This window comes from Pseudomonas sp. GW460-12-10-14-TSB1, assembly GCF_017349775.1.
GTDB lineage: Bacteria > Pseudomonadota > Gammaproteobacteria > Pseudomonadales > Pseudomonadaceae > Aquipseudomonas > Aquipseudomonas piscium.
On the sequence record NZ_JACNAC010000025.1, the window covers coordinates 19,113 to 45,196 of the forward strand.

Consider the following 26,084-nt stretch of genomic DNA (forward strand, 5'->3'; position numbering starts at 1 on the left):
GAAGTCTCGAAAAAACGCGATTTAGAGGAAAAAGTCCAGGCGGAAGTAGATCGGCGCTTCGCGCTCGCTCAGGACATCCGGACGCTCAAGGGAATGAGCGAAGGTCACGCTGGTAGCCAGGTGCTGGCCGCGGGCGAACAGCTCCAGGGAATTGCTCGACAGGCGTCCGTGCTGCTCGCCGTTGTAGCGGTCGCCGCGGATCACGCCCTGGTCGTAGCCCAGGCTGCTGCCGTACTCGGCGAACACCGGACGCAGCCAGCCGAGGGTCACCGGACGGCTCCAGCGCAGGTCGTTGCGCCAGTAACCGCCGCTGTCGCCGGACAGCGACTGGTCCTTGTAGCCGCGAATCGACGACTGCCCGCCGAGGCTGGTGCGCTGCGGGCTGAATAGCACGTCTTCGCTGCGCTGGCCGGTCATCAGGCTGCTGAAGCTGAGGGATTCGCCCCACAGCTTGAACGGCTGCAGGTAACTGAGGGTGGCGGTGTATTTGCGGTAGCGCGCATTCGGCTCCCCGGGCCCGGGGTGGCCATTGTCCTGGGCGTCGAAGGCTCCAATGCCGTTCTGCATGCCCAGGTCGAGGTTGACGAAGGCACCGCCGATACGCCGGCCGTGGTTGATGCCGAACTGGGCTTCGCTGAGGCGATTGCTGCTCAGGGCCAGCTTGCTGTCTTCGATGAAGTTGTTGGTGCGCAGGTAGGCCAGGCCGGCATTCAGCGAAGTCTTGCTCACCGCGTCACGCAGGATCACCCGCTCGGCGCGCAGCTGGTGGTTCTGGCTGTCGCCGGTCTGCTTGAAATTGAAACCATTGGCCTGGGCCTGGGAGCGGTACTCGCTCTGGCTGTAGGTGTAACTGAAGTTCCACCAGCCCCAGGGCAGGTTGTAAGAGAGCATGGCGTTGTTGGACGTGTGCTGGTGGTCGCTCATGGCATCGTGGCCACCGCGCAACATCAGCTGGTCGGCCAGCCCCAGCGGGCTGTCCCAGTCGAAGGTGGTGCCCCACTGCTGCTCGCCGGTGCTGCGCTGGCCGTCGTTGCTGCGCGACAGCCCCGCCCGCCAGGGCTTTTGCGCGGTGTTCTTGACCAGCACTTCGCTGCCACCGACCTCCTTGCCGGGGGCCAGCTCCATTTGCGCCTGGTTCGACGGCAGGCGGTTGAGCTGGTCCACCAGTTGTTCGATTTCCCGCAGGTTGACCAGCGCGCCGACCTGGCCGGGAAAGGCCATGGCCAGCTCCCGCTCGGACAACTGGCTGTCGGCGGCGCCTTTCAAGCCTTCGAGCCGGCCCTCGACCACCAGCACCTTCAAGTGGCCGCCGGACAGGTCCTGCTGCGGCAGGTAGGCACGGCTGGTCACCAGGCCCTTCTCGAGGTAGTAGTCGGTGATGACCTTGAGCAACTCGTTGAGCTGGCTGACGCCCAGGCACTGGCCGATATAGGGCTTGAGCAGGCGCGCCTGCTCGGCGGCGGACAGGCTGTCGGCACCCTTGAGTTCGATGTCCTTGATCGGGAAACAGCGGGTGTCGGCAGGTGCGGTCGGCGCCGTGGGGGCAGCCTCTTTGCCGGGCAGGTCCTTGAGTTCTTCCAGGCGCCGGCGCTGCTCTTCGAGCAAGCGGTCCTGGCGTTCGCGGATCAGGTCAGTATCACCGGGGGTGGGAGCGGCATGAACAAGGTGCAGCGGAGTCAGGCACAGCAAAGCCAGGCACAACCTCCCCGCGAGGGCGGGTGAGAGCATGTTCGATCCCTCGAGATACGATGACATCAAAGTGATATCACAATGCTAATTGGCCATCATCTCTGCCGTCAACAGGGCTGTATCAGGATGCCTCTGGCATGAAAGGTTCAGGCGAGTCTTGGCAAATCAATGAGAGGCGCACCAGATGGGCAAGGAGAGGTTGTAAAAGATTGGGAAGCGATCAAGCGCCTTGAGCATCTTTACCAGCGCCAATGGCCGGGTTCCTCCTGATGACGGAACCCGGCCTGTCTAACACGCCGCCCTCAGAAGAGCGTCAGCGGATAGTCGACAAACACCCGCACCTCATCCCCGCCAACGTTATAGCTGCTGGCCTCCCTGGAAACCTTCAGGTGCGAGCTGCGGACCTTGAAGCTCATGCCTTTGGCCTTTCCCCCCTGCACTACGTACTGCAGCTGGTTGAACACCTCGCTCTCGCGGCCGTCGCTGCTGTTGTCGGTCTTGATGTGGTCGCCGCGCACGTAGGCGACGCGGTAGCTCAGCCCGGGCAGGCCCTGGCCGGCGAAGTCATAGGCGTAACTCAGTTGCCACGAACGCTCGTCTTCGGCGTTGAAGTCGGACCAGTAGGAGTTCGCCACGTAAATCGTGCCGTTGCTGTCCCCTACCCCGCCGGCATTCTGATAACGACCGTAGATATAGCCGGTGTCCCCACTGTTGCGCTGGTGGGCGACCATGAACGAATGGGAGGCCAGGCTGTAGGTGGCCGCCAGGCTCCAGATCAGGTTGTCGCGCCCGCCCCCGGCGGCGAAGTCTTTATCCAGGCGGGTCTTGTAGCCATTGAAGTCGAAAGTCAGCGAGCGATCGCCCGGCAACGGGATGGCATAGAGCAAGTTGGCGTACTTGCGCTGCAAGACATCGTCGATATCCGCCGCGTACAGCGCCCCGCTCAGGCGTTCGTTGAAGCGATAACGGGCACCCAATACATCGATGCGATCCAGTCCGCCACTGTCACGACCTTCGGCGCTTTTCCTCGACTCGGCGGTAAAGCGACCGAGGTTGAGCTCCAACCCTTCGAGCTCCTTCGAGGTGATCAGGGTGCCGGTATAAGAGTCCGGCAACAGGCGCGCGTTGTCGTGCCGCAGGACCGGCAGGCTGGGCATCTGGTTGCCGTATTCGACCAGGGTATGGGAGACCCGCAGCTTGATCGAGGCGCCACCCTTGGCCAGGTCATCCGCGGCCGAGCCGCTGTCGCCCTGTTTGAAAAAGTCGATGCCGCCTGCCCCGCTACGGCCCTTGCCACCATCCAGGCGTACCGCGTAGTGGGCGAAGCCATTGACCCCCAGGCCCACCGGCCCTTCGGTGAAACCCGAGGAGAATGTCGCCATGACGGCCTGGCCCCATTCGGCCTTGTCCGGATTGCCGTTTTTGTAGTCACGGCTGATGTAGGCATTCCTCAACATCAGGTTAAGTGTGCTGTCGGCGACAAAGCCGTTGCTGGCCGATTGTTCGTCGGCCAGCGTCTGTAGCGAGTGAGCAGCGATAAGCAGCAGGATATATTTTTTCTTATTGTTCATTTTCATAGACCCATGGCACTTCGCGGGACCGCCCCTCAGGGCGGCCACGCGGCACGATTCATGATGGATACAACGCCCCACGGCCGGTCAGCCGGGCACCCCGCAACCTTGGCGTTTGCGTTTGCGCACCGCAGGGGGGGTTGAGGGGTGATTACCGCTTCAGCGTCCAACAAGCCCGGAGCTTGTTGCTTACGCCACAGCCGCCATAGCCCGGCCGACACGCCGGGTCAGATGCTGACCACGGGATTGCGTAACAGGCCGATCCCCTCGACCCAGGCTTCAATGACGTCACCCGGCACCATCCACTCTTGCGGGGTACGCCCGGCACCGACCCCCGAAGGCGTGCCGGTGGCGATGATGTCGCCCGGCTCCAGGGTGATCGCGCTGGCAATGTCGGCGATCAGGGTTGGCACCTTGAACAGCATATGGCGGGTATTGGAGTCCTGTTTGAGCTCGCCATTTTTCTTCAGGGTCAGCGCCAGGTCGTGGGGGTCGGGGATTTCGTCGGCCGTGACGATGCATGGCCCCATGGGGCAATAGGTGTCCTGCCCCTTGGAGAAGATCCACTGTCCGGCCCGCCGGTTGTCCCGCGCGCTGATGTCGTTGATGACCGTATAACCAAAGACATGGTCCATGGCCTGGGCCTCGGCAATGCCCTTGGCCTGGCGCCCGATCACCACCGCGAGCTCGACTTCCCAATCCAGTTGCCGGGTGATCCGCGCATTGTGCTCGATGGCATCGCCCGGACCGATCACGCTGGTCGGCGGCTTGCTGAACACCACCGGCTGCGCTGGCAACTGCGCGGACGTGTCGAGGCTGCGGCTGGACTCGGCGACATGCTCGACGTAGTTCAGGCCAATGCCAAAGATGTTCTTGCGCGGCTGGGGAATGGGCGCCAGCAGGCGTACGTTGTCCAGCCACAACGACGTGTGCGCTGGCCATTGCCCGGCATGCCGGGCGCATAACTCGGCGAGCAGCGCCAGCGCCCCGGGGCCGGCGTCGATCAGGCCGAGCATGCTGTCTGGCAGCTCGGCCCCGGCACTGGCTGCCAGCCTTGCCACATCGATGACCCTGTCGTCGATCCACACGCCGAGACGGGCCGCATCGGTCCGCGCACGATTCTGGTAAGTCACCAAACGCATATCAGTTCTCCTGGCCGTGAGTAATAAGTTGATTTCCCCCGTTCAGGGCGTAGGCCTCTTCGCGGTAGATCGACAGGGATTTCATGACGGGAAAATCGTTGAACGAGAACAGGCAGGCGTCATCGTCCCGGGACAGGTTGACGTGCTCATGCCAAGCCCAGGACGGCACGCAGAAAATATCGTGCTCCTCCCAGTCGAAGCGTTGCCCGGCGATGATCGAATAACCGCTGCCCTTGGCCACGTGATAGATCACGTTGCCCGTATGGCGGTGGGCACGGGTCGCTTGCCCGGCCCGGAGCATTTGCATGCGCGCGCCCATGGTCGGCATGACCGGCCCGCCCGTCATCGGGTTGACGTACTCCAGCATCAGCCCGTCGAAGGGCGAGCCCTCGCTGGCTTGCGCGTATTGGCGCAAGGCTTCGTAAGTGTGGCTCCAGGAATACTTCAACAGCGGCGAATAGGCTTTGCGCCAATCGGGCTCGAGAGGCCGGACGCCAGCATGGCCATAGGTCTTGCAGGACGCGTTCAGGGGCTTGCCGACGCACTGATGCAAGTCGGGGTGCACCTCGTAGAAGTTGGCTTCCAGGGTGTTGATCAATGGAATGTCCAGCCCGTCCTGCCAGATGCAGGGACCACTTCCCGAGTCGTTGCCGTGTTCATGCCAGGTGCCATTGGGGGTGATCACGAAGTCATTGCGTTCGAGGGTCACTCGCTCCCCCTCGACGATGGTGTAGGCGCCATCGCCCTCAATGATGAAGCGCAGGGCCGAGGCCATGTGCCGGTGCGCGGAAGCGGCCTCCCCCGGGTTCATCACCTGCAGGCCGGTGTACAGCAGGCCGACCGCTGCGCTGACATCATGCCGCTTGGGGTTGACCAGCATCACCACGCGACGCCCGGCCTCCTCGGGCCGTACCAGCTCGAGGGACTGCAGCACCAGGGGCCGCAGTTGCCGGTAGCGCCAGATCATCGGGATCGAATGGGCCTTGGGTTCCCAGGGCTCGATATCGTTGGCGACCGTCCACAAGGCGCCGGCATCGTACTCGGCGAGTTCTTCGTAGTAGGCATCGAGCTGCGGGGTATGCTTGACCCGCGCCCGGCCTTCGACGTTGTCATCATTCATGGCTGGCGGCTCCGCAAAGGAAGGTTTCATCACCCTGCCCGGCCTCCGCGAGAGAGGCCGCGAGGGGGGGTTGGGAAACGATATTCAGCGCTTCGAGCGGGCGCTTGTTGAGCGACAGCGCGAACACATCGAAACGGTTGTAGTGGCCCACGATGTCGTGCATCTGCTTGGGCTGGATGCACTTGCTGAGGTCGATCGACGCGTAGACGATGCCCTCGCGATCGATCAGCGGCTCGCTCAGCAAACGCCCGTCGGGACCGAAGATTCCAGAGAACGCGCTGTTCCTGCGTTCGAGCATGGCCCTGGTTTTTTCGTTGTCGCCGGCCACTTGCGCAATGATCTGCTCGGAAAGCGCCGAGCAGGACACGATATTGAAGACCTTGCCTTCAAAGGCATGGGCCGCGGCCCGCACCTTGATGGCCTCGACCATGTCGTAGTCGTCCGGCGCCACGGGCAAGGCAATGTAATTGGCAACGTGGATCAACTCGCCCTGGGCCAGCAGGCTGAAACGCGCCAGGGTGTTGGTGTTTTCACCGCAGGCCAATGCGCCGAGCGGCCCCAGTTCGGTGTCATACACGGTCAACGAGCTGCCATCGCCGCCGGTCCAGGTCAGTTTTTCGGCCCAGGTCGGCACCAGCTTGCGGTGACGGCCGAGCAGGCGGCCCTGCGGGTCGATGAACAGCACCGTGTTGTAGAGCGTTCCGTAGCTGTGGCTACCCCGCTCGTTGACGCCGATGACCACAAAGCAGTTCGCCTGCCGCGCGGCCGCGCACAGCCGGTCGGTCTGCGGCCCCGGCACATCGATGGAGTTCAGATACAGGCGCTCGTACCAGGCGCTGCCTTCCACCGGCGTCATCGTCCAGTTCCAGTAGGGATAACCGGCGACAAAGACTTCGGGAAACGCCACCAGGCGCGCCTGGTTCCGGGCGGCCTCGGCGATCAGGTCGCAGGCCAGTTCGACCGTGGCATCGGCGTCGAGATAGACCGGCGCGGCCTGCACCGCGGCGGCAATGAAAGGTGGGTAGATTTTCATCACCGGTCCTCCAGCATCGCCACGGTGGGCAGGCGCAGATGGAGGAATCGATAGGCGATGCACAGGACGATGAGCAACGGTATCCCCGTTACCAGCGTCATGCGAAATTGCGGCACCAGCAACGTCGTGCCGAGCAGCGCCGCCATCAGGGTCCCCCCCAACAGGGTGGTGAAAGGAAAGCCCCTGACCCTGAATGACAGCGTCAGGTTGTTGCGCTGGTAGTGGCGGCGGAACCGATAGTGGGTGATGAAGATCATCAGCCAGGTAAAGAGCGCGCCGAACATGGCGATCGACATCATCAGGATGAAGGTCCCCTGGTTCAGCAGCACGCTGCACAAGCCCGCGGCGGCCACCCCGAAGGTCGAGAAAAACAGGCTGTGCAGGGGGATGCCCTTGGCCGAAACCTTACCCAGCATTTTCGGCGCATAACCGGTACGGGACAGGCTGAAGATCATTCGCGACGCCACATACAGCTGGGCATTCATCGCCGACAAGGCTGCGGTCAGGATCACGAAGTTCATGATCCCGGCACTGCTGGGAATGCCGATCAGCTTCATGACCAGGACAAAGGGGCTTTCACTCTCGTTGGCCATTTGCCAGGGAACGATCGCGACCATCAGCGCCACGGTGAAAAGATAGAAAAACACCAGGCGAAAGAGCGCTGACTTGAAGGCACTTTTGGCCGCTGCCCCCGGGTTGTCCGCCTCCCCTGCGGCCACCGCGATAAACTCGATGCCAATAAAACTGAACAAGGCGATGATCGCCGCCGACCAAGTGCCAAAGAAGCCGTTGGGGAAAAAACCCGCGCCCTCGATATAGTGATGAAATCCTATATCGCTGCCTGCCGGGCGTTTGAACACAACATAACTGCCAATCACGATAAACGCAGCGATGGCGGCAACTTTGAAGAAAGCCAACCAGTATTCAAAAGAGCCGAATACTTTGACGGTTTGCGTATTCAAATAAATGATCGCGCTGGAAAAGATCGCAATCCATAACCAGGCGGGCGACCCCGGCGCCCAATATTGCATGTACACCGCAATGGCGGTGACTTCGGTACCAATCACCAGCACCACGGAAATCCAGTAGGCATAACGCACCAGAAATCCCGCCAGCCCTCCCAGATACACTTCGGCATAAGCCCCGAACGACCCGGTGACCGGGTGCGCGACCACCATTTCGCTCAGGCAGGCCATCAGGATAAAGGCGACCAGGGCGCTGATCGCGTAACTCAGGATGACACTGGGCCCGGCCATGCCGATTGCCGTACCGCTGCCCAGAAACAACCCGGTGCCAATCGCACTGCCGATGGCAATCATTGTAAGTTGCGGCTTGCTCAACAACCGCTTCAAACCACTTTCCCGTTCTGTAATACCCGCTACCGCAGACATAGGTTCTCCTCTGAACAACAACGTTGTTCATCAAGCCTTATAAGTTATTGTGGGCAGCCAAAAGGCTGCTCACGTTTGTTGTGTGTAATAGGGCCGAGACACAAACCGACAGGCAGGGGAATGCCTGACGCATACAACCATCCAGTAGAACTAGAAGAAACGAAAAACGACTACTTCATGTAAAGGCTTTGCGCTCTTCACCTGAAACAACCAACCACTCACCTTCAATCATTATTTGTTCAAGTGCACTGACCAGGTACTCCACTTCATCGACAGTGTTATAAAGCGCGGCAAAACCGAAACGCATGAAGTCGGGCAATCGGAAGTCGCCAATGATCTGCCGCTTCTGCAACGCCTGCATGATTTCGTATCCCGCCGGATGACGCAGGGAAACATGGCTGCCGCGCAACTCGTCCTCCAGCGGCGAGGCAATGACAAAACCATGCGCGGCGAGCCGTTGCTGGGCCGCCTCGATAAAGCGCCGGGTCAGCACCCTGCTCTTGGCACGCAGCGTCTGCATGTCTACCCCGTCAAAAGCATCCAGCGCGTCATGCAGCACCGACAGGCCGATCACCGGGTGAGTCCCGCATAAAAAGCGCTCGATCCCTGCCGCCGGCCTGTACTGCAGTTCGAAATCGAATGGCGCGCGATGGCCGAACCAGCCTGCCAGCGGCTGCTCGCACTGCGGGATATGACGCTTGGCGACATAAAGATAAGCCGGAGCGCCAGGGCCGCCATTGAGGTACTTGTAGCCGCAGCCGACGGCAAAATCGACCGCGCAGGCATCCAGTTCACAGGGAACCGCGCCGGCCGTATGGGACAGGTCCCAGATCATCAACGCCCCCGCCGCCTGGCACGCCCGGGTGTAGGCCAGCATGTCGTGGATACGCGCGGTGCGGTAATCGACATGGGTCAGCACCACCGCGGCGACATCTTTGTCCAGCGCCTGCGGGATATCCGCCGCTGGCACGGCATCGACGATCAGCCCATGGGTCCTGGCGACCTGGTCGATGATGTACAGGTCGGTCGGGAAGGAGTCGATATCGGTGACGATACGGGTGCGCCCCGGCCGCAGCTTGACCGCGCTGACCAGCACCTTGAACAGATTGACCGAGGTCGAGTCACAGGCCACCACCTGCCCCGGTGCCGCGCCGATCAGGCGGGCCACCTTGTCTCCGGTGCGCGTGGCCAGGTCCCGCCAATGGGCATCGTTCCAGGAGCGGATCAGGCCCTGCGCCCATTGCTGCTCGACCACCTCCTTCACCCGCGGGCCGACGCTCCTGGGCATCAGCCCCAACGAGTTGCCATCGAAATAGGTGACGCCGTCCGGAATCACGAAACGCTCACGCAGCGCTGCCAGCGGCTGCGAACTTGTTGCTGCTGTTTGTACGAACGACATACCGATCAAGCCCCCAACCGAGTGCGAATGGCCCACAGCTCCGGAAAGAACCGGTGCTCCACCACATGTTTCAACCACGCCACCCCCGCCGAGCCTCCCGTTCCGGGCTTGAAACCGAGGATTCGCTCCACCGAACTGAAATGCCGCCAGCGGTATTGGGAAAACAGGTCGGAAATCTCGGTCAGGCCCTCGCCCAACTGGTAGAGATCGTTCTCTGGCGAAGGGTCGGCATACACCGTCATCCAGGCATCTTCCACGCCGACATTGGTGACATAGGTCTGCGCCCAGTCCCGCTCCAGCGCCTCTGCGGGAACCGGCACGCCGCGACGGTGCAGGTAACGCAAGACGTCGTCATACAGGCTGGGAGACTTCAGTGCCTGCTCGAGGTAGGGATAGACATCCGGGTTGTTCGCATGGGCCTGGGCCAGGCGTACCGACTTGTTGCCGAGAATGAATTCGACATGGCGATACATGTAGGACTGCTGGCCCGAGGAGATCCCCAGGTTATTGCGGAACTCGTTGAAACCCTCGGTGGTGATGGTCGACAGCACGTCCCAGGTCTTGATCAGGTACTCGAACAGGCGCTTGATCCGCGGTACCAGGACCATCGCCCCCGGCAGGTCGTCCGCCTGGATCCGCCGCTGGAAGTTATAGGCTTCGAAATGGATAGCCTTGAACGTCAGCTCCGTGCATTGGGTAATCAGAATGAACAGCATCTCGTCATGCCCTTCACTGCGCATGTGCTGGGTGCTGAGCAGCAGGTCGTTGCGGTGATAGTCGATGTAGGGATTGCTCGTCCCGGCAAAATCGACCATCGGCTGACCCGCTGTTTCCTTGACGCTTTGCTCCCGGCTCTCGGCGGTCGACTGATAGATTTCCCTGACCAGCGACAGCTCGAGCGCGGGATCGCGCACCTGGGGGATATACCGGGTTCGTGACGTTCTCATTGTTGTTGTGCTCCTGATAACCGCAGTACGTCAGCCCCGATCAAGGTGGCTGACTGGGAGATATCGAAAACGATATCGAAGTGATTACGCCCGGCAACCTCATACAGGGAGACCTCGGCGCCGACGTCGAGCAGGCGCTGGGCAAAGGCCCGGCTCTGCTGCTTGAACGCAGCCGTTTCCTGCTGGCCGAAACACACCACCGTCGGGCAGGTCGTGAGCAGCGGCCTTGACTGGGGGCTCAGCGCCAGCGCCGAATCCATGTTCAGGTTGAGGGGCTTGTTGATATAGGTCGGGACCAGCGGGCGCAGGTCATACACGCCGGAAATCAGCAGCGCCGCGGCAAAGGGTGGCCGGCGGCCCTCGGCGCAATCCCAGTCCAGCGTCATCATCATGGCCGCCAGGTGGGCACCGGCGGAACTGCCGGCGATCACGATCCGGCACTCCGGTCGGGCCGCCTGCAACGACCTGAGCGCGAGACCGCATTGCCTGACCATTCCAGGCAGATCCGCGGAGGGGGCAAGGCTGTAGTTGATCGCCGCATAGGCGATGCCCCGCGCCAGCAGGCCCTCGGCCGGAAAACACGAGTCCTGCGCCGAAAGCTCCTGCCAGTACCCGCCATGAATGAACACCAGCATCGATGACGCGGCAGCGCCCGCCGGCTCGAACAACAGTGAATATTCGTCGGCCGAGTTGCCGTACCAGACACGCAGTGGAACATGCCGGGTACAGATGAAATCACTGGCCGCCCGGTATTGCTCCACGATGGACATGAAGTCCGGTGCGACAGAGCTGGGCGAGTATTCTCGCTCCAGCTGGTTTAGCGACATTTGCATGGGAACGTCCGCCAATCGTAGTGAGGTCTGACGGTCTCATTCTAGGTAAATGCACCAGGTTTATTTTGCTTGTCTACTTCTCAAAAACGACGTCGATCGGTATTTCATTTCCAGTCACCAGCCAAAAATGGTTAGTCTTTCCACCCTGGCTATTTTTTCGAAAAAATACTCTCTTTCACCCTCCCGAGGAGCCGCCCATGCCTGCCTCTATCGAACTGTCCGCGCTGGACCGGGATATTCTCTGTGTGCTTCAGGATGACCCACGCATTTCCATGGCCAACCTGGCCGAGAAGGTCAACAGCTCGGTGTCGCCATGCTGGCGCCGGGTCAAGCGCATGGAGGACGCCGGCGTCATTCGCGACTACAACCTGCAGCTCGATCGCAAGGCTCTGGGGTTCGGGATCGATGCCTTCGTTTTCGTCAAGATCGTTTCCCACATGGAACAGCACGCCCAGGAGTTCGAGCAGGCCGTCTCCAAGCTGGGCAATGTGCTGTGCTGCTACATACTCTCGGGGATGGACGACTACCTGATTCGCGTGGTCGCCTCGGACCTGGACACCTTTGCCAATTTCAGTCGCAAGGTGCTGGCGGCCCTGCCCCATGTAAAGGAAGTGCGCAGCACGTTCGTGATGCACGAAATCAAGGAAACCCAGTGCTTGCCGCTGCAAGGCATGCCCTATTCGCTTGGGCAGTGATCCCTCTGAGAAGCCGAGGCCGGCGCCATCGTCGTTGACGATGGCAGGCTCGCGAATGGCTGATGTACCGGCTCCTCTCCCCCCCTCTAATATCCGCGCCACAGCCTTGCCCATCCGGGCAGAGGCCCTGAACCAGCGGCTTATTCGGCCAGGGGGAAGCATGAAGAACTTTCGCATCGGGCAGATCGTGCCCAGCTCCAATACCACCATGGAAACGGAAATCCCGGCGATGCTGACCGCCCGTTATCCGCTGTTTCCCGAGGAACGCTTCAGCTTTCACTCGGCCCGCATGCGCATGAAAAACGTCAGCCACGACGAACTGAAAAAAATGGACGCCGACAGCGACCGCTGCGCCCTGGAGCTCAGCGATGCCCGCTGCGATGTGATGGCCTATGCCTGCCTTGTCGCGATCATGTGCCAGGGCCCGGGTTATCACAGCGTGTCCCAGGCGCGCCTGGCGAAGGTGGTTGAGAGCAACGACGCACCGACCCCGGTCCTCAGTTCCGCCGGCGCCCTGATCGACAGCATCAAGGTGCTGGGCCTGAACAAGGTGGCCATCGTGACCCCTTACATGAAATCCCTGACCCGACAGGTGATCGACTACATCGAAGCCGCCGGGATCGAAGTCACGGACGCCATCAGCCTGGAGATCTCCGACAACCTGGCGGTCGGCCGCCTCGATCCGATGAACCTGGTCGGCCATGCCGATCGCCTGAATATCGCCTCAGCCGATGGCGTCGTACTCTCGGCCTGTGTACAGATGCCCTCCCTGCCAGCGATCCAGATCGTCCAGGATCGCCTCGACCTGCCCGTCCTGTCCGCGTCGGTCAGCACCGTCTACCAGATCCTCAAGACCCTGGGCCTGAAGGCTCAGGTGCCGGACGCCGGCTACCTGCTATCCGGCGCATTCTGATCCACAGGCGCAGCGGTTAGTATGGGCGGCACCCGGACAAGCCCTCAGGTACCGCAATGAACCTCGATCCCGTCTCGCTGCGCCTGTTTGTCAGTGTCATTGAAGAGGGCACGATCAGCGCCGCCGCCCAGCGCGAACATATCGCCGCGGCGGCGGTCAGCAAACGCCTGAGCGAGCTGGAAGAAGCCCTCGGCCTGCAACTGATGGTACGCAGCAACAAAGGCATCACCCCGACGCAGGCGGGCGTTTCCCTGCTCTACCTCGCCCGCGGCGCACTGAACAATCTCAAGGATATCGTCGTGCAGATGCGCGACTACTCCGACGGACGCCGGGGCTCGGTCCGGGTGCTGGCGAACATCTCGGCAATCAACCAGTTCCTGCCGGCGCTGTTCAAATCCTTCATGAACCTTTACCCACTGATCAGCATCACCCTGGAAGAACGGGAAAGCCTGGCCGTCACCCGCGGCATCGCCGAAAAACGCGCGGACATCGGGGTCTTTACCCATATGCCCCATGGTGCGCAGATCGAGGTATTGCCGTTTCGCAGCGATCGCCTGGTGGTGCTGGTGCCCAAGGATCATCCCCTGGCCAGCGAGACCCGCGTGGGCTTTCACGCCACCCTCGATTACCCCTTCGTCGCGTTGAAAAGCGGTACCCACCTGAACTTCCAGATGGTCAAGGCCGCCAACGATCTTGGCCGGACGCTGAAACTGCGCATGGAAGTCTCCAGCTACGACGCCTTGTGCCTGATGGTCGACGCGGGCATCGGCATCGGCGTCCTGCCTCAAGGCGCCGTGCAGGCTTACAACCTGCCCAACACCCGGATACTGGCGTTGGACGAGCCTTGGGCATCCAGGGAGCTGGCCTTGTGCGTGTCGTCGCGCGATTCGCTGTCCGTGGTGGCCCAACTGTTGCTGGATCATCTGCTGGCCGGGCCTTGTCGGAGCAACGAGACCGACTAAACGACGGTTATCGAGAAAACCGGCGCAGCCCGATGGGCAATCGGAGGGATCAGGGGGGATAAAAAAATGCCGCTCCCGAACGAGAGCGGCACAAGCCCGCGACAAGCATCGCGGGCCCTGTTACCAGATCAAGCTTGCGCGGTCATGTCCAGTTGGCCGCCAGCACAGGTTGCAAGGCCTGTTGCTCGGCAGCGCCGAAGGTCATGGTCGCCGGTGCTGCCGGCGCGAACGCCGCCATGGCCTGGACCAGGTTTTCCACATCGTTGCCCAGCAACCGGTGACGGTCGCCGGTCATGATGTCCCGTGGACGCTCGGGGGTTGCGGCGTACCAGTTATGCAGCGTGACCTCCTGCTGGCTGCCGATCACCGAGATCTGCAGGTCCGGCCCTTCGTGCTGGAACCACAGGCGCTCGGGGCTGATGTCCTGGCCGAACACCAGCTGGCCCATGCTTCCGCTGAACTCGAGGTCGTTGACCCCGTGCCCGACTTCCACGGTGGGCATGCTGCCGCTGACCACGACCTTGTTGTTGCCATCACCCAGCTTCACCGTGGCGAAGGAGCCGCTGTCGGTGATGCTGTTGTTGCCATGGCCGACCGTGAGCTTGTTGATGTCGCCGGCAATCACGTTGTTGCCATTGCCCAGGGTGATCTCGGCCCGGCGGCCCGTCACGTTGACCTTGTTGTCACCGTTGCCGGCCACCAGCTTGGCGCCCGTGGCCTCGACGTTGATGGTCTTGCTCTCGTCCCCCAGGGTGACATTGGCGAAGAAGCCCTTGACCGTCATGGTGTTGGGATCGCTGGCCACGGGTGCGGGATCGACCGTCGGCAACGGGCTCAGCGTGAGCGGGTCGCGCAACGAGCTCGTTACCGGCTCCACGGTGGTCGGGGTCGGGCGCGTACGGATTCTGTCGCGGATCGACGCGAACGAGAAATCATCGGTGTCGGTCACCGCTGGCAGCGGATCGTCGAACTTCAGCCGTGGGTCCGACGCCACCGGGATATCCGGCACGGTAACCCGTGGGCGACTCGGAATATCCAGGTCGCGGTGAGCGATATCGACCACCGGAATATCAGGGATCACGATCGGTCGCGGGCTCGGCACATCCACCGGGGTACGTCCCGCCAGATCACGCCCGACCGGCCCGATATCCGGCACCTTCGACGGCTCCAGCGAACCTATGCCGCGCTCGGCGAGAATCTGCTCGAGGGTCTTGTGCTCGGGAACCGTTGGCCCCTGGTTGCCGCCACGCTCGGCCAGGATCTGGTCAACGGTCTTGTGCTCCGGCAGGGTGATGTCCGGGATCGTGACCGTAGGTCGCAACACTGGGTCGACCACTGGAACGCTGACCGTCGGGTGCAGATCGACCGGCGGCAGTGGCGACACCACCGATGGCTTGTCCACGCCAGGACGCTCGACAATCGGCGTCAGCGTACCCGGTACGGTCACCGTCGGCTGCTCGGTCACCGCAGGCACCGGGCCAACGCTCGGCACCACCTCCGGCGCATGCTCGGCGAAGATAAAGTCCGAGGCACTGACCTGCGCCACATCCAGCGCATCCAGGTACACCAGGTTGACGTTCGAGGCAGCGCCCTGGGCGCCGTTACGTGTCACGTACACCCCATGAATCTGCGTCAGGCCGTTGAGGGTGGCGCGGTTCTTGTGCTCGATGGTCAGCTGGCTGAAATCGGTCACTCCGGTCTGGCGCAGGTCGATCTTGTCGATCCCGTGGCGGAAGCCGCGCAGGGCGTTGTTGTAGTCCTTGACGCCCGACTGGGCCGCCACCACGAACACATCCGAGGTCGCGCTGTCATGGCTGTAGATAGTGCCGCTCAACGAAGCCACCATCTTGCCCTGGGCATCGCTGCTGTACATCACGCCCTTAGCGCCGCCGTTGAGCAGCACGGTGCCCAGGCCTTCCTGCGGCTGGACCGCCGAGGCATCGCTGTCGACGTAGGCCGTCGGGGCGACAAAGGTGTCCTGGAACTTGAAGTTCGCCGCACTGATCCCCGCCAGCGACTGGTTCTTCAGGACGATGCTCTGCCCCTTGGCCAGGTCGATCTTGACGTCCGCGCCTTGCTGGCTGAGCACCAAGTCGGTGAACTTCTTCCCGGCAAAACCCACCAGGTCGATGATCTCGCCCCGGGCAGCCTCGAAGTTGCTGATGACATCGCTGCCACCCTCCCGGCGGTGGACCACGAAGAAGTCCTTGCCCGCCCCGCCCGTCAGGCTGTTGTTGCCACGCCCGCCGTCGAGCAAGGCATCGGCCTTGCCAGCGACCAGCACATCGTTGCCGTCGCCGGTGACGATGTTCTGAATGCTCGCTGGATTTTTCACCGTCAACGCCGCGCCGCCAATGCTGGCGACACCGGTCAACAGGTTGACCGAGGTGTCCCCGGAAACGGCTGCCGCGTTGAGGGTATTGCGCCCGCCCGCGACACCATTGACCGCGTCGTCCAGGACCGCGCGGTTGGCATGCCCGACCACCGACTTGAGGTATTCATCGGTGTAGAAATAGGTGTCGTCCGGGGTGCTCTTGCTGCCGTACAAACGCAGCGACCAGGCATTGAGCGTGACCGGCAGGCCGGAAGCCGCATCGCTTACCTGCAAGGTCCAGTTGCCCGCCGAGCGCTCGCCGAAGTCATGGGTGGTCATGAAAGTGTATTTGAACGCTCCCGACTGCGTGCTGCCGACATCGCTGGCACTCGCGCCGGGCATGCCGTCCGGCACCTTGCCCTGGCGGTTGAGCAGGATGCTCTGGGTGCCGTCGGGCGAGATCAGCTTGAGCGTCAGGTCGCCAAGGCGGCCCACCTGGGCGTCGAAATCGATCTCGACGTGTTCCACATTGAGGCCGGCATTCATGGCGATCGACGAACTCAGCGTGCCCCCCGCCGCCAGGCTCTTGCCCAGGGCGCCGCTGGAGGCGCTGTAGACATACTCGTTGGCGCCGGTGCTCTGGGTCATCCAGGCTTCGGCCAGGCGCACCGCGGCCCGCGCGTCGACTTCACCGAAACCGTAGTCGTTGCTGGTGTGCATACCGCCGCCGTTCCAGCCGTGGGCGGCGTTGTCGCTCCATTGGGTGGACGGGTCGTTGATCTTGCGCGCCGACAGCGCGAGGATCTGCTGCACGTCGCGATAGCCCAGGTTCGGGTTGGCCTCGAGCATCAGCGCCACGATGCCGGAGACGATCGGCGCGGCAAAGCTGGTGCCCTGCATGCTGGTGTAATCGTTGCCGAAGGTCGAGCCACGATCGGTTTCCAGCATATGGCTGGTGGACACCACGTTGCTGCCCGGCGCCGACACCAGCAGGCTGGCGCCAGGATTGGAGAACGGCGAGGAGCCGATCTGCAGGGTCGACAAGTCGCCCTGGGCATTGATCGCACCGACCTCCACCGAGAAGCGGTTGTTGTTGGTCAAGGAGCCCTGGGCATTGCCGCCGGTTGCGCGGCTGTTGCCGCCGGCCGCGACAATGATGGTACCCAGGCCGCCACGACCGTTACTCGCGGCGTACTGGGCATTCATGCTCAGCGCCGTGGCGGTGTTGACGAAACCGTCCTGGAAGCTGCTGAGGGCGAAATCGTTGGTGAAGCCCCAGCTGTTGTTGGCGATGTCGAAGCTGACCATATGCCCCAGCCCCGCCAGGTCGGCGCCGCTGTTGGCCAGGTAGTAGCCACCCAGCGTCGCGCCGTAGGCCACCCCTACCCCGCCCGAGCCATTCTTGGCGGCGACCATCACGCCCGCCACCATGGTGGCGTGGTTGGACACCAGGCCCGGCAAGCTGCCGTTGCTCCGTTGGGTCTGCAGCCAGGCCTTATCGACGTTGGCGGCCAGGTCCGGGTGGGCGATATCGAAGATCTCGGGCGCGGTGGCGAACTGGCCGCCCGGCTCGAACTGGCCGATGCGCACGCCCTTGCCGGTGTAGTCCTGCCAGACCGGCAGCACGTTGGTGTCGCTCAGGTACCACTCCTGGGCCGCCAATGGGTCCAGCGGCACTTCCGGGGTCAGCAAGGTCACCCCGGCGCGCATCGGCGCGGTCTGCCCGCTGCTCAGGTCCACCACCGAGGCCGACAGGTTGCCGGCGGCATCGACCACGCCGTACTTGAAACTGAGCAGGCCGGTGTAGCGCGCATCCGGGGTAAAGAGCACGTCGCCCTGGGCCGTGAGGCTGACGGTGCCGCCGACCGCGTCGCCGACATTGGCGATGCGCAGCGCGCCCTGGCTGTTGAGGTGTTGATCGTTGGCCAGCAGGCTTTGCGCGGAAATCAGGTGGGCCTGGGTCCGGTTGAAGGCCTTGCCGTCCTTGTCGAGGGTCAGCACGTCGGCCACCGGCATGGCGTTGGGGGTCTGCAGATCGACCGCCGAGATATCCGAGAAATTCAGCTTCTGGATGTTTTTCAGGGTCACCGTGCCGTCGCGCCCGGCGACCTTGTCGGCCACTTCATAGCCGCTGGCGGTGCGGGTGATGCGGTAGTCGCCATGGTTGCCATGCAGCGTCACCAGGTTGATCCCGCCGTCGCCGTCGATGGTCGCGTTGCCATGGCCGACTTCGATCACGTCATTGCCGGCACCGCCGAAAATCCGGTCGGCGCCGCCACCGGCGTGAATGATGCTGCCGCCTTCGGCGGCGTAGATCACGTCGCCTTGGGGCCCGGCGTAGATCACCGCCTTGCCGCTGCCGCCGATGATGGTGTTGTGGCCGCTGCCGCCGACCAGCACGTCGCTACCCGCCCCGCCCACCAGGGTCGAATTGCCGGAGCCGCCCTTGATGAAGGCGCTGCCGCTGCCGCCGCTCATGATCGTGTCGTTGCCGCTGCCGCCCTGGGCAATGGTCAGGCCGGCCTGGGCCATGTTCAGCACCACGCCTTTGTCGCCTACGACGATCGCCGTGTCGTGGCCGCCATTGCCGTGGATATTTTTCGGATCGTCCGAGGCGCTGATCACAAAGACGTCGTCGCCCTTGCCACCGACATAGGTGTTGCTGCCGCCGCCACCCACCAGCCAGCCACCGGCCGGCGCGGCAATCAGCGTGTCGTTGCCGCTGCCGCCATACAAGTTGCCCACACCCAGCTGCGCCGCGTCCAGGGTTTCGCCGGTGGTGCTCTGGCTGGCATAGGCGGTGGTGGTGATGCCATTGGTGGTCGAGGTCACCTTGGTACCCGCGCCCTGGGCAGTCAGGGTGTTGCTGACCGGGTCACCGAGGAAATCCACCGCCAGCGCTTCCTGGCTCTTGCCATTGATGGTGAACGAACCGGTGGCGAGCACCCGGTTGCCGTCACGCACTTCGGTTTGAGTGGAGGCCGCCGCCCGCACGTTGATCTGGGTGATGCCCAGCTCGGCCAGGGTCTTGAGTTCGCCGGCATCGACTTTCGCGTCATGGGTGCCGTCGACCCAGACCCGCAGCTTGCTCCAGATCGGATCGCGCTGGTCGATCACGCCATCCTTGTTCGCATCCTCGCTGGCCAGCGCGGCGAAACCGTCCTTGAACTTCGTCTCGCCCGCCGCACCGTTCACCCCGGCCTTGCCGCCGTAGTACTCGGAGAACATCTGGCTGACGTCCTTGATCTGGCCGCTGCCATCGTCGATCACCAGCATGCCGGTGCTGCGATCCGCCCAGCCGCTGCGCTTGAGCGTGCCGCTGTGGTCGGTGTCGAACAACACGCCGTCACGGATATCGGTCATGTGCACGCCGTTGCCGGTCAGGTCCAGCAACAGCGGGTCAACGTAGGTGTTGAAGGTGGTCATGGCCGACAGGCCGTTCAGGGTCACGGCATTGCGCAGGCTGAAGTCCGGCTTGCTGCTGTCCGGAGTCTGGTAGAAGTTCGACAGGTAGGTGTTGGGCCGCGCGTTGGGGTCGAGCTGCATCTCCCCGGGGCGAATACCGCCCGAGGCCAGGCTGGCCATCTGGGTCGAGGTGAAATCGGTTTTGCTGAGAATGCCGCCGACGGCAAAGATGCTGTTGGTCGCCGAGTTTTGAATGAAGCCGTTGGCGACGTCCTGCTGGGCTTTGCTTTCGCCCTGGATATGCTGTTGGGGTTGGGGGGAAGGGTTGATATCAATATGAATCAGGTCTGTGGGTGTCGGATTTACAGGCACACTGACAGGCGCGTCCCCCGTCCCCTCAAAAAGACGGTAAAGAACATCTGGAAGCAACTTGCCCATTTCGCGGGCTAACTTCCATTTCGGATAAGAATCGAGTGGCGTATCCCTATCCAGAAAACGGTTGATACCTGCAGAGTTCTGCAGAACAGCGATAACAAGATGCTTGCTGTATTCGGCCTTGGAGTCGCCGGTTATCTGCACATAATCATGCCCCAGCCCGCCAAACATTGGCCAAAGAACGTCGCCAATAGTCCCCGCCCAGTTCCAGCGGTTCAGATCCAGCCCCTGCACAGCTGAATTGACGTCTGCGTTAATAATCTGCTGGATCGGCGGCATTCCTTTGGCACTCAGCACATGCGCAGACACTTCAAGTGCCAATCCGTCCGAGGCCTTTTGGAAGTCGGCATCCGTTAAGAGTCGCCCTGTCGTCGCCACTGCAAATTTCATGGAGCCGCGAACCACATCGCTTTGAAAGGTTCGGTCGTTCGAGTTGATCGACTTAGCTGCATCCAGCCATGTGGCAATGGACTTCATTTCCGCGAGGGCTGCGGGATCCTGCGAACTCTTTATCTCTCGAGTCACAATCTCATGCATATATCCGTACACAGCAGGATAATTTTTCTGCTGCTGCAATTGCCGCAATTTTACCAGCTCATCCGAACTAAAGTTAACAACATTCATCCCTAAACCCTTACCTAACTATTACCTGCTCAAGAAAACTCATTACAAACCTATCCATAAGCTTTATGTCTTCATAGTTACGCGCATACTGATAAGACACCCGCAAATCTTTAAACAAACGCTTAGCCAGCCAGAAGCGCTCATGATCAGTGGCAAATACAGTCTCGCCTTCACCTCCGTCAAATGTGCGAGTAATAAATCCCCCGTAGTCGTAGAATTCGACTCCCTCAACAACCTTGAACGGTTTCACCCCTTCTAAAAATGCCCCTTCCCGAAAAGAGGGTCGTAAAACCGGGAACATTCGAATCGTGATAACTGAGTTCCCTGCTCGCGGCTTTACGACTTTCATGCTGGGGTACTCGATTGAAAGCGTCATGACTTCACCGCCCCCATTGTCCACCCAGCGACATTCGGACTCAGGAAGATTCAGCTCATATGAGTGACGACCATCCCTTCCCCCCTCAAACCTGCAGGACGCAGTAACCGAAGCAGAAAACAACAGGATTGCAGCGATCAGCAAACTGCGTTGAAAGTGGATTATCGATAACATCTCCTGATCCCTTAATAATTAGTCAACGGGGATAGATCTATTTTTTAGAGCTGGATCCACCTAAAAACAAATCTGTCCCTTCAGTGCGTTACCAGCTTACAAAAACGCTTCAATGCTTGGGATTGTAATAACTAAACTCTACGTAGCTCTCGATACTGCGAAATTCCTGTACTTCCCCAAGAGTGCCGACTTCGACCGAATATTTCCCAGGCGACAATTCCAATGTCTTGATCAAACGCACCGCCGTGTTGATTCGCTGCCCCTGATAATCGAACGTCTGCCCCCAGTAGATACGCGTGGTCACTATGTTCCCGTCAAACACCGGCGTTCCATCTTTCAAGACCCGCAGATGCAGAGGAATCGCGACACCTTCCTTGTGGCTGGTGCCCAAGATTTCTTCCCGGCTGATTATTTCGTCCAGGGTGTTTCCCTGAACAAATAGCAAAGCGAATCTATAGTCAGCCAACTTGCTGACTACAAAATCTGCTGTGACTCTTTGTTCGGCCCGTGAAATATCAATGGGTTTGACCACCCATACCGGTGCAGAGCATGCCGCCAGCCAGATACAACTGAAAAAAATCAAGAACTTGCGCCAGACCTCGATCCTTGAAGCAACATTAAGAACCTTGCCAACCGAATAATATTTTTTATCCAAAAAGCGCGAAGCCCCTTGTAGCTGGTGGTCATTAAACGCCATCAATTCCACACACCATCTCCTTATTCAGCCAATACATTACCGAGGGCATCGAGAACAAAATCATCTACTGCCCTTACATCCGTAAGTTCCTTTGGGTATTGGTAGAAAACCCATAATCCGCTGCCATACAGGCGGTTCGCCCGGACCGTCGCCACGTAGTCCGAGACATACACCGAGACACCGTCTTTCCCTGTGAACTTGCGCTCCTGAAAACCACCGACCTCATAACCCTCGATCCCGTCCGCCAGCGCCACGGGGTTCTTCCCGCGCAGGTGCCTGTCGGCGTCGAAGCCTTCCATGGAAATGCGTTCGATAAACAAGGCTATCGGGTAACAACTGCCCTTGGCGTCGTCGCTGACCACCTCTGCCGTTGGATACTCGAGGGTGAATTCAATACCGCTGCTGCCGTCATAACGCACCAGGCGACAGGCCTGCGGGCTCATGGAGAGTCGAAAAGCAGGCAGGTCCTGCTTGATGGGTGAAAACTCACACCCGGTAAAAACACTGCCATCCCCGGTTGAATGAAGCTTCATATAGGGACTGTCCTGCGTGGTGGGCAGCAAGTAGTACAGAAGCAGCGCAACTGCCGCTGCCGCACCGAGCCAATACAGGCTTCGGCTTATAGAACTGGCCATACTGCTTACTCCCCACCCACTGAAAGAATCATTGATGTCTAGCGATAACAGCCCTAGCGCTCTCGCAAACTCTCATCCACATGCTGTTGCAACGGGCTCAGGAAGTAGTCGATCACCCGGCGCTGGTCGGTCTTCACTTCCGCGGTGATCGACATGCCCGGCGATAGCGCCACGCGCTGGCCGTTGACCAACAGGTGATCGGACTTCAGGCGAATGCGGCTGCTGTAGATCAGCCCGCGTTTTTCGTCCTCGATGGCGTCGTTCGAGACGCTGAGCACTTCGCCGTCGACGGTGCCGTATTTGGTGAAGGTGAAGGTTTCCACTTTCACCGTGACCGGCTGGCCGGCGCGGACGAAGCCCACGTCCTTGTTTTCCAGCATCGCTTCCACTTCGACCGGCTGATCCGCGGGCACTATGACCATCAGCGGCTGGGCCGGGGTGACTACGCCGCCGACGGTATGGATCGCCAGTTGTTGCACGGTGCCGTCCACCGGGGCCTTGAGGCTGGTCAGGGTTTCCTGGTAACGGGCCTTGGCCAGTTCCTGGACCAGGCTCGCAGCCTTCTGATTGGCTTCCTGCTGCAGGTCGAGCATGGCCCGGCGGTTCTGCGCGACCACGCCTTCGCGTCGGCGCCGCGCCTCAGCCTGGGCGGCGGTGGACTGCAAGACACTGGCCTGCTGCACGCTCAGCTGGCGCAGCAGGTCGAGGCGCGCCTGTTCCTTTTCCAGGTACTCGTGGCGCGCCACGTACTGTTGCTCCAGCAGCCGCCGGTAGTCCTCAGCCAATTGCGTGGCGATCGGCACGGTTTGCCGCAGGCTGGCCACCTGGGCCTGGGCGGACTGGATTTCGGCGCTGCGCTGGAGGATTTCCGCGTCCACCAGCTCCAGGTTGCTGCGGTACTCCTGATACTGCCCCTGCAACCAGCGCTGGGCGCTGAGCACCTGCTCCGGGTTGGCATTGGCAATCGCGCCGATCAGCGATGCCGGCGGCTGTTGCTGATTGATCGCGTCGAGCATCGCCGCGCCACGGGCGCTGTCGACCCGGGCCGCCAGCAGCTCGCTCTGAATCCGCCTGACGTCGGCATCCGCTGCCGTCGGGTCGAGTTCCACCAGCAGCTCGCCGACTTTCACCGCCTGGCCGTCACTGACATGGATCGCCCTGACCACCGCGGTTTCGCTGGACTGAATCAGCTTGGTCTTGCCATTGGGCACTATCTTGCCCGGCGCGACCGCCACCACTTCGATCTTGCCGATAAAGGCCCAGAGCAAGGCCAGCACGGCAAAGCCCAGGATGCTCCAGACAAAGATCCGCGGCGCCGGGTGCACGGGGGTGTCCTGCAGCTCCAGGGCAGCGGGCAGGAACTGCGCCTCATGGGGCAGGCGCTGCACGCTGTCCATGCTTTTGCGCTGGCGCCAGGCCTGTTGCCAGGCGTCGCGGTAGCGCTGCAATAACGAAGGAGTGGCGCTCATGGGCAATCGGTCCTTGAATCCGGATGGCATCCAGCCCCGCCCCCTGCGGCGAGGGCCCGGGCTGGACAAATAACCTGTGAATCGGGCGGCGCTCAGCCCTGCTGCATACGGTGCAGGCGCGAATAGTGGCCGGCCTGGTGCGCCAGCAGTTCGGCATGGTTGCCCTGCTCGACGATCTGCCCGCGGTCGACCACCAGGATGCGATTGGCATCGCGTACCGCCGACAAGCGGTGAGCGATGATGATCACCGTGCGCCCGGCGCAGATGCTTTGCATGTTCTGCTGGATGATCCGTTCGGACTCGTAGTCCAGCGCACTGGTGGCCTCGTCGAAAATCAGGATCCGCGGGTTGCCGATCAGGGCCCGGGCGATAGCGATGCGTTGCCGCTGGCCGCCGGACAACGAGGTGCCATGCTCCCCGACCATGGTGTCGTAGCCTTCGGGCAGCTCCAGGATGAATTCGTGGGCCCCGGCCATGCTGGCGGCATGCATGACTGTTTCCAGCGGCACGCCCGGATCGCTCAGGGCGATGTTTTCCCGGATGCTGCGGTTGAACAGCATATTGTCCTGCAACACCACGCCGATCTGCCGGCGCAGGGAGGAAACGTCAGCCAGCGCCAGGTCCATGCCATCCACCAGCACCCGCCCACGCTCGGGCACGTACAGGCGTTGGAGCAGGCGGGTCAGCGTGCTTTTACCCGAACCGGAACGCCCCACCACGCCAATCACTTCGCCGGCGGCGATCTGCAGGTTGATCCCGCGCAGGATCTCCGAACCGTCGGCGCGATAACGGAAATGCACCTGGTCGAATTCGATCTGCCCCCTGAGGGGCGGCAAGGCGCTGCGGGTGGCCTGGGACAGCTCGGTGCGGGTGTTGAGGATATCGCCCAGGCGCTGCACGGAAACGCCGGTCTGCTGGAAGCTCGTCCACAACTGCGCCAGGCGCATGATCGGGCCGCTGACCCGGCCGGCCAGCATGTTGAAGGCGATCAGTTCGCCCACCGAAAGCTGCCCGTCGATCACCAGCCGCGCGCCCAGCCAGAGGGTCGCTACGGTAACCAGCTTGCCGATCAGCGACACGCTCTCGTTGGCGATGGTGGACAAGGTCTGGGTCTTGAACCCGGCCGCGACATAAGCGGCCATCTGGTTGTCCCACTTGCGGATCGCCTGGGGCTCGACGGCCATGGATTTCACTGTGTCGATGCCGTTTACCGTCTCCACCAGGAACGCCTGGTTCTCCGCACCGCGGGTGAAACTGTCCTGCAAGCGGGCGCGCAACAGCGGGGTGACAAACAGCGAGACCAGCACGTACAGGGGCAGCGACAACAGCACCACCAGGGTCAGCCAGCCGCTGTAGTAGAACATCACCAGGATGAACACCAGTGAGAACAGCACGTCCAGCAACAAGGTAATGGCGTTGCCGGTGAGGAAGCTGCGGATGTTTTCCAGCTCGCGCACCCTGGCCACCGAATCGCCGACCCGGCGTGCCTGGAAATACGCCAGCGGCAGGTTGATCAGATGACGGAACAAGCGCGAACCCAGCTCCACGTCGATCCGGCTGGCGGTATGGGCGAACACGTAGCTGCGCAAACCGCTCAAGGCCGATTCGAACAGCATGATGCCCAGCAACCCCGCGGCGATGACATCCAGGGTGGTCAGCCCGTGGTGCACCAGCACCTTGTCCATCACCACCTGGAAAAACAACGGCGTCACCAGGGCAAACAGCTGCAGGGCAAAGGACACCAGCAGCACTTCGCCGAGCAGCTTGCGGTATTTGACGATGGCGGGAATGAACCAGGTGAAATCGAACCGCGAGGTTTCCCCCGGCAACCCGGCCTCGGAACGCAGCAGCACCAGCTCGCCGGTCCAGCGCGCGGCCAGGGCCTCGAAGGAGATGACCTCAGGCCGGTCCGAACGCGGGTCCTGGATCAGCGCCTGGCCTTGGTCGAGCTTGGCAATGATGAAGAATGTGCCGTCGCCATCGGCCGCGATCGCCGGCAATGGCGTGCGCTCCAGGCGGGAGATGGAAGTGTTGACCGACTTGGCCTTGAGCCCCAGCTTGCGGGCGGCGAGCAGCAGTTCGCGCTGGGTGAACGGCTGGTTCTCTGGAGCGAATTCGTGGGCCAGTTGCTCGGCGGATGCCGCTACCGAATGAAACCGGGCCAGCATCACCAGACAGACCAGGCCCGTGTCTGGCGCGGGCGACTCGGCGCCCCTTCCTTGTTCGCTCATAAGCTTCCATGCATGCCGCGTGCGGCCGT

At 61.7% G+C, this 26,084-nt stretch carries 18 protein-coding genes; 3 read left to right on the forward strand and 15 right to left on the reverse strand.

Annotation, left to right across the window (positions count from 1 at the left end; genetic code table 11):
- Positions 1-21: 21 nt before the first annotated feature.
- From J4D52_RS16100 to J4D52_RS16140, 9 genes are all read right to left on the reverse strand, one after another.
- On the reverse strand, positions 22-1,728 hold the full coding sequence (locus J4D52_RS16100; protein WP_102677130.1) for a ShlB/FhaC/HecB family hemolysin secretion/activation protein: 1,707 nt from the start codon (positions 1,726-1,728) through the stop codon (positions 22-24).
- Between the two features lie 263 nt (positions 1,729-1,991).
- Positions 1,992-3,260, reverse strand: a complete 1,269-nt coding sequence (locus J4D52_RS16105) for an OprD family outer membrane porin (protein ID WP_102677131.1) — start codon at positions 3,258-3,260, stop codon at positions 1,992-1,994.
- Positions 3,261-3,487: 227 nt separating this feature from the next.
- On the reverse strand, positions 3,488-4,402 hold the full coding sequence (locus tag J4D52_RS16110) for a fumarylacetoacetate hydrolase family protein (RefSeq protein WP_025804844.1): 915 nt from the start codon (positions 4,400-4,402) through the stop codon (positions 3,488-3,490).
- Between the two features lies 1 nt (position 4,403).
- Positions 4,404-5,522, reverse strand: a complete 1,119-nt coding sequence (locus tag J4D52_RS16115) for a cupin domain-containing protein (protein WP_102677132.1) — start codon at positions 5,520-5,522, stop codon at positions 4,404-4,406.
- On the reverse strand, positions 5,515-6,555 hold the full coding sequence (locus J4D52_RS16120) for a carbon-nitrogen hydrolase family protein (protein WP_106698074.1): 1,041 nt from the start codon (positions 6,553-6,555) through the stop codon (positions 5,515-5,517). Before J4D52_RS16120 ends, J4D52_RS16115 begins: the two co-directional genes overlap by 8 nt.
- Positions 6,555-7,946 (reverse strand): amino acid permease, encoded by a 1,392-nt coding sequence (locus J4D52_RS16125; protein ID WP_063432189.1) that lies wholly within the window; start codon positions 7,944-7,946, stop codon positions 6,555-6,557. Before J4D52_RS16125 ends, J4D52_RS16120 begins: the two co-directional genes overlap by 1 nt.
- Before the next feature lie 175 nt (positions 7,947-8,121).
- Positions 8,122-9,345, reverse strand: coding sequence for a kynureninase (gene kynU, locus J4D52_RS16130; protein WP_102677134.1), 1,224 nt, complete (start codon positions 9,343-9,345; stop codon positions 8,122-8,124).
- A gap of 5 nt (positions 9,346-9,350) precedes the next feature.
- On the reverse strand, positions 9,351-10,292 hold the full coding sequence (locus tag J4D52_RS16135; protein WP_102677135.1) for a tryptophan 2,3-dioxygenase: 942 nt from the start codon (positions 10,290-10,292) through the stop codon (positions 9,351-9,353).
- Positions 10,289-11,062, reverse strand: a complete 774-nt coding sequence (locus J4D52_RS16140) for an alpha/beta hydrolase (protein ID WP_206429716.1) — start codon at positions 11,060-11,062, stop codon at positions 10,289-10,291. The genes J4D52_RS16135 and J4D52_RS16140 overlap by 4 nt, the downstream gene beginning before the upstream one ends.
- Positions 11,063-11,322: 260 nt before the next feature.
- On the opposite strand from J4D52_RS16140, the gene J4D52_RS16145 reads away from it, so the two are divergent.
- The 3 genes from J4D52_RS16145 to J4D52_RS16155 all read left to right on the forward strand — a co-directional run bounded on the left by J4D52_RS16145 (position 11,323) and on the right by J4D52_RS16155 (position 13,695).
- Positions 11,323-11,820: an Lrp/AsnC family transcriptional regulator gene (locus tag J4D52_RS16145; protein ID WP_102677136.1), complete on the forward strand. Its 498-nt coding sequence runs from the start codon at positions 11,323-11,325 to the stop codon at positions 11,818-11,820.
- Positions 11,821-11,980: 160 nt separating this feature from the next.
- Positions 11,981-12,733 carry a hypothetical protein gene (locus tag J4D52_RS16150; RefSeq protein WP_063432195.1) on the forward strand — a complete coding sequence of 251 codons (753 nt, stop codon included), beginning with the start codon at positions 11,981-11,983 and terminating at the stop codon, positions 12,731-12,733.
- Between the two features lie 56 nt (positions 12,734-12,789).
- Positions 12,790-13,695, forward strand: a complete 906-nt coding sequence (locus tag J4D52_RS16155; RefSeq protein ID WP_102677137.1) for a LysR family transcriptional regulator — start codon at positions 12,790-12,792, stop codon at positions 13,693-13,695.
- Between the two features lie 142 nt (positions 13,696-13,837).
- On the opposite strand, the gene J4D52_RS16160 is transcribed toward J4D52_RS16155, so the two are convergent.
- The 6 genes from J4D52_RS16160 to J4D52_RS16185 all read right to left on the reverse strand — a co-directional run bounded on the left by J4D52_RS16160 (position 13,838) and on the right by J4D52_RS16185 (position 26,055).
- Positions 13,838-19,594: a S8 family serine peptidase gene (locus J4D52_RS16160; RefSeq protein ID WP_102677155.1), complete on the reverse strand. Its 5,757-nt coding sequence runs from the start codon at positions 19,592-19,594 to the stop codon at positions 13,838-13,840.
- Positions 19,595-20,483: 889 nt separating this feature from the next.
- Positions 20,484-20,822, reverse strand: a complete 339-nt coding sequence (locus J4D52_RS16165) for a hypothetical protein (RefSeq protein ID WP_124303197.1) — start codon at positions 20,820-20,822, stop codon at positions 20,484-20,486.
- A 310-nt stretch (positions 20,823-21,132) separates the two neighbouring features.
- The gene (locus tag J4D52_RS16170) at positions 21,133-21,720 is read right to left on the reverse strand and encodes a DUF5625 family protein (protein WP_231103270.1); all 588 of its coding nucleotides are present in this window, start codon (positions 21,718-21,720) and stop codon (positions 21,133-21,135) included.
- A gap of 20 nt (positions 21,721-21,740) precedes the next feature.
- Positions 21,741-22,355: a hypothetical protein gene (locus J4D52_RS16175; RefSeq protein ID WP_063432201.1), complete on the reverse strand. Its 615-nt coding sequence runs from the start codon at positions 22,353-22,355 to the stop codon at positions 21,741-21,743.
- Positions 22,356-22,408: 53 nt separating this feature from the next.
- Positions 22,409-23,824 carry an HlyD family type I secretion periplasmic adaptor subunit gene (locus J4D52_RS16180; RefSeq protein ID WP_102677138.1) on the reverse strand — a complete coding sequence of 472 codons (1,416 nt, stop codon included), beginning with the start codon at positions 23,822-23,824 and terminating at the stop codon, positions 22,409-22,411.
- A 92-nt stretch (positions 23,825-23,916) separates the two neighbouring features.
- Positions 23,917-26,055, reverse strand: coding sequence for a type I secretion system permease/ATPase (locus J4D52_RS16185; RefSeq protein ID WP_102677139.1), 2,139 nt, complete (start codon positions 26,053-26,055; stop codon positions 23,917-23,919).
- Positions 26,056-26,084 lie beyond the last annotated feature (29 nt).

What these genes read in the sequence shown, in the direction of transcription:
- J4D52_RS16165 (WP_124303197.1), bottom strand. Translation starts at nt 20,822, where the DNA reads ATGAAAGTCGTAAAGCCGCGAGCAGGGAACTCAGTTATCACGATTCGA.
- J4D52_RS16155 (WP_102677137.1), top strand. Translation starts at nt 12,790, where the DNA reads ATGAACCTCGATCCCGTCTCGCTGCGCCTGTTTGTCAGTGTCATTGAA.
- J4D52_RS16120 (WP_106698074.1), bottom strand. Translation starts at nt 6,555, where the DNA reads ATGAAAATCTACCCACCTTTCATTGCCGCCGCGGTGCAGGCCGCGCCG.
- J4D52_RS16170 (WP_231103270.1), bottom strand. Translation starts at nt 21,720, where the DNA reads ATGGCGTTTAATGACCACCAGCTACAAGGGGCTTCGCGCTTTTTGGAT.
- J4D52_RS16140 (WP_206429716.1), bottom strand. Translation starts at nt 11,062, where the DNA reads ATGTCCATCGTGGAGCAATACCGGGCGGCCAGTGATTTCATCTGTACC.
- J4D52_RS16135 (WP_102677135.1), bottom strand. Translation starts at nt 10,292, where the DNA reads ATGAGAACGTCACGAACCCGGTATATCCCCCAGGTGCGCGATCCCGCG.
- J4D52_RS16185 (WP_102677139.1), bottom strand. Translation starts at nt 26,055, where the DNA reads ATGAGCGAACAAGGAAGGGGCGCCGAGTCGCCCGCGCCAGACACGGGC.
- J4D52_RS16110 (WP_025804844.1), bottom strand. Translation starts at nt 4,402, where the DNA reads ATGCGTTTGGTGACTTACCAGAATCGTGCGCGGACCGATGCGGCCCGT.
- kynU (WP_102677134.1), bottom strand. Translation starts at nt 9,345, where the DNA reads ATGTCGTTCGTACAAACAGCAGCAACAAGTTCGCAGCCGCTGGCAGCG.
- J4D52_RS16180 (WP_102677138.1), bottom strand. Translation starts at nt 23,824, where the DNA reads ATGAGCGCCACTCCTTCGTTATTGCAGCGCTACCGCGACGCCTGGCAA.
- J4D52_RS16100 (WP_102677130.1), bottom strand. Translation starts at nt 1,728, where the DNA reads ATGCTCTCACCCGCCCTCGCGGGGAGGTTGTGCCTGGCTTTGCTGTGC.
- J4D52_RS16150 (WP_063432195.1), top strand. Translation starts at nt 11,981, where the DNA reads ATGAAGAACTTTCGCATCGGGCAGATCGTGCCCAGCTCCAATACCACC.
- J4D52_RS16175 (WP_063432201.1), bottom strand. Translation starts at nt 22,355, where the DNA reads ATGGCCAGTTCTATAAGCCGAAGCCTGTATTGGCTCGGTGCGGCAGCG.
- J4D52_RS16105 (WP_102677131.1), bottom strand. Translation starts at nt 3,260, where the DNA reads ATGAACAATAAGAAAAAATATATCCTGCTGCTTATCGCTGCTCACTCG.
- J4D52_RS16160 (WP_102677155.1), bottom strand. Translation starts at nt 19,594, where the DNA reads ATGGCCAGCCTGGCCTCGGGCGGTATTCGCCCCGGGGAGATGCAGCTC.
- J4D52_RS16145 (WP_102677136.1), top strand. Translation starts at nt 11,323, where the DNA reads ATGCCTGCCTCTATCGAACTGTCCGCGCTGGACCGGGATATTCTCTGT.
- J4D52_RS16125 (WP_063432189.1), bottom strand. Translation starts at nt 7,946, where the DNA reads ATGTCTGCGGTAGCGGGTATTACAGAACGGGAAAGTGGTTTGAAGCGG.
- J4D52_RS16115 (WP_102677132.1), bottom strand. Translation starts at nt 5,522, where the DNA reads ATGAATGATGACAACGTCGAAGGCCGGGCGCGGGTCAAGCATACCCCG.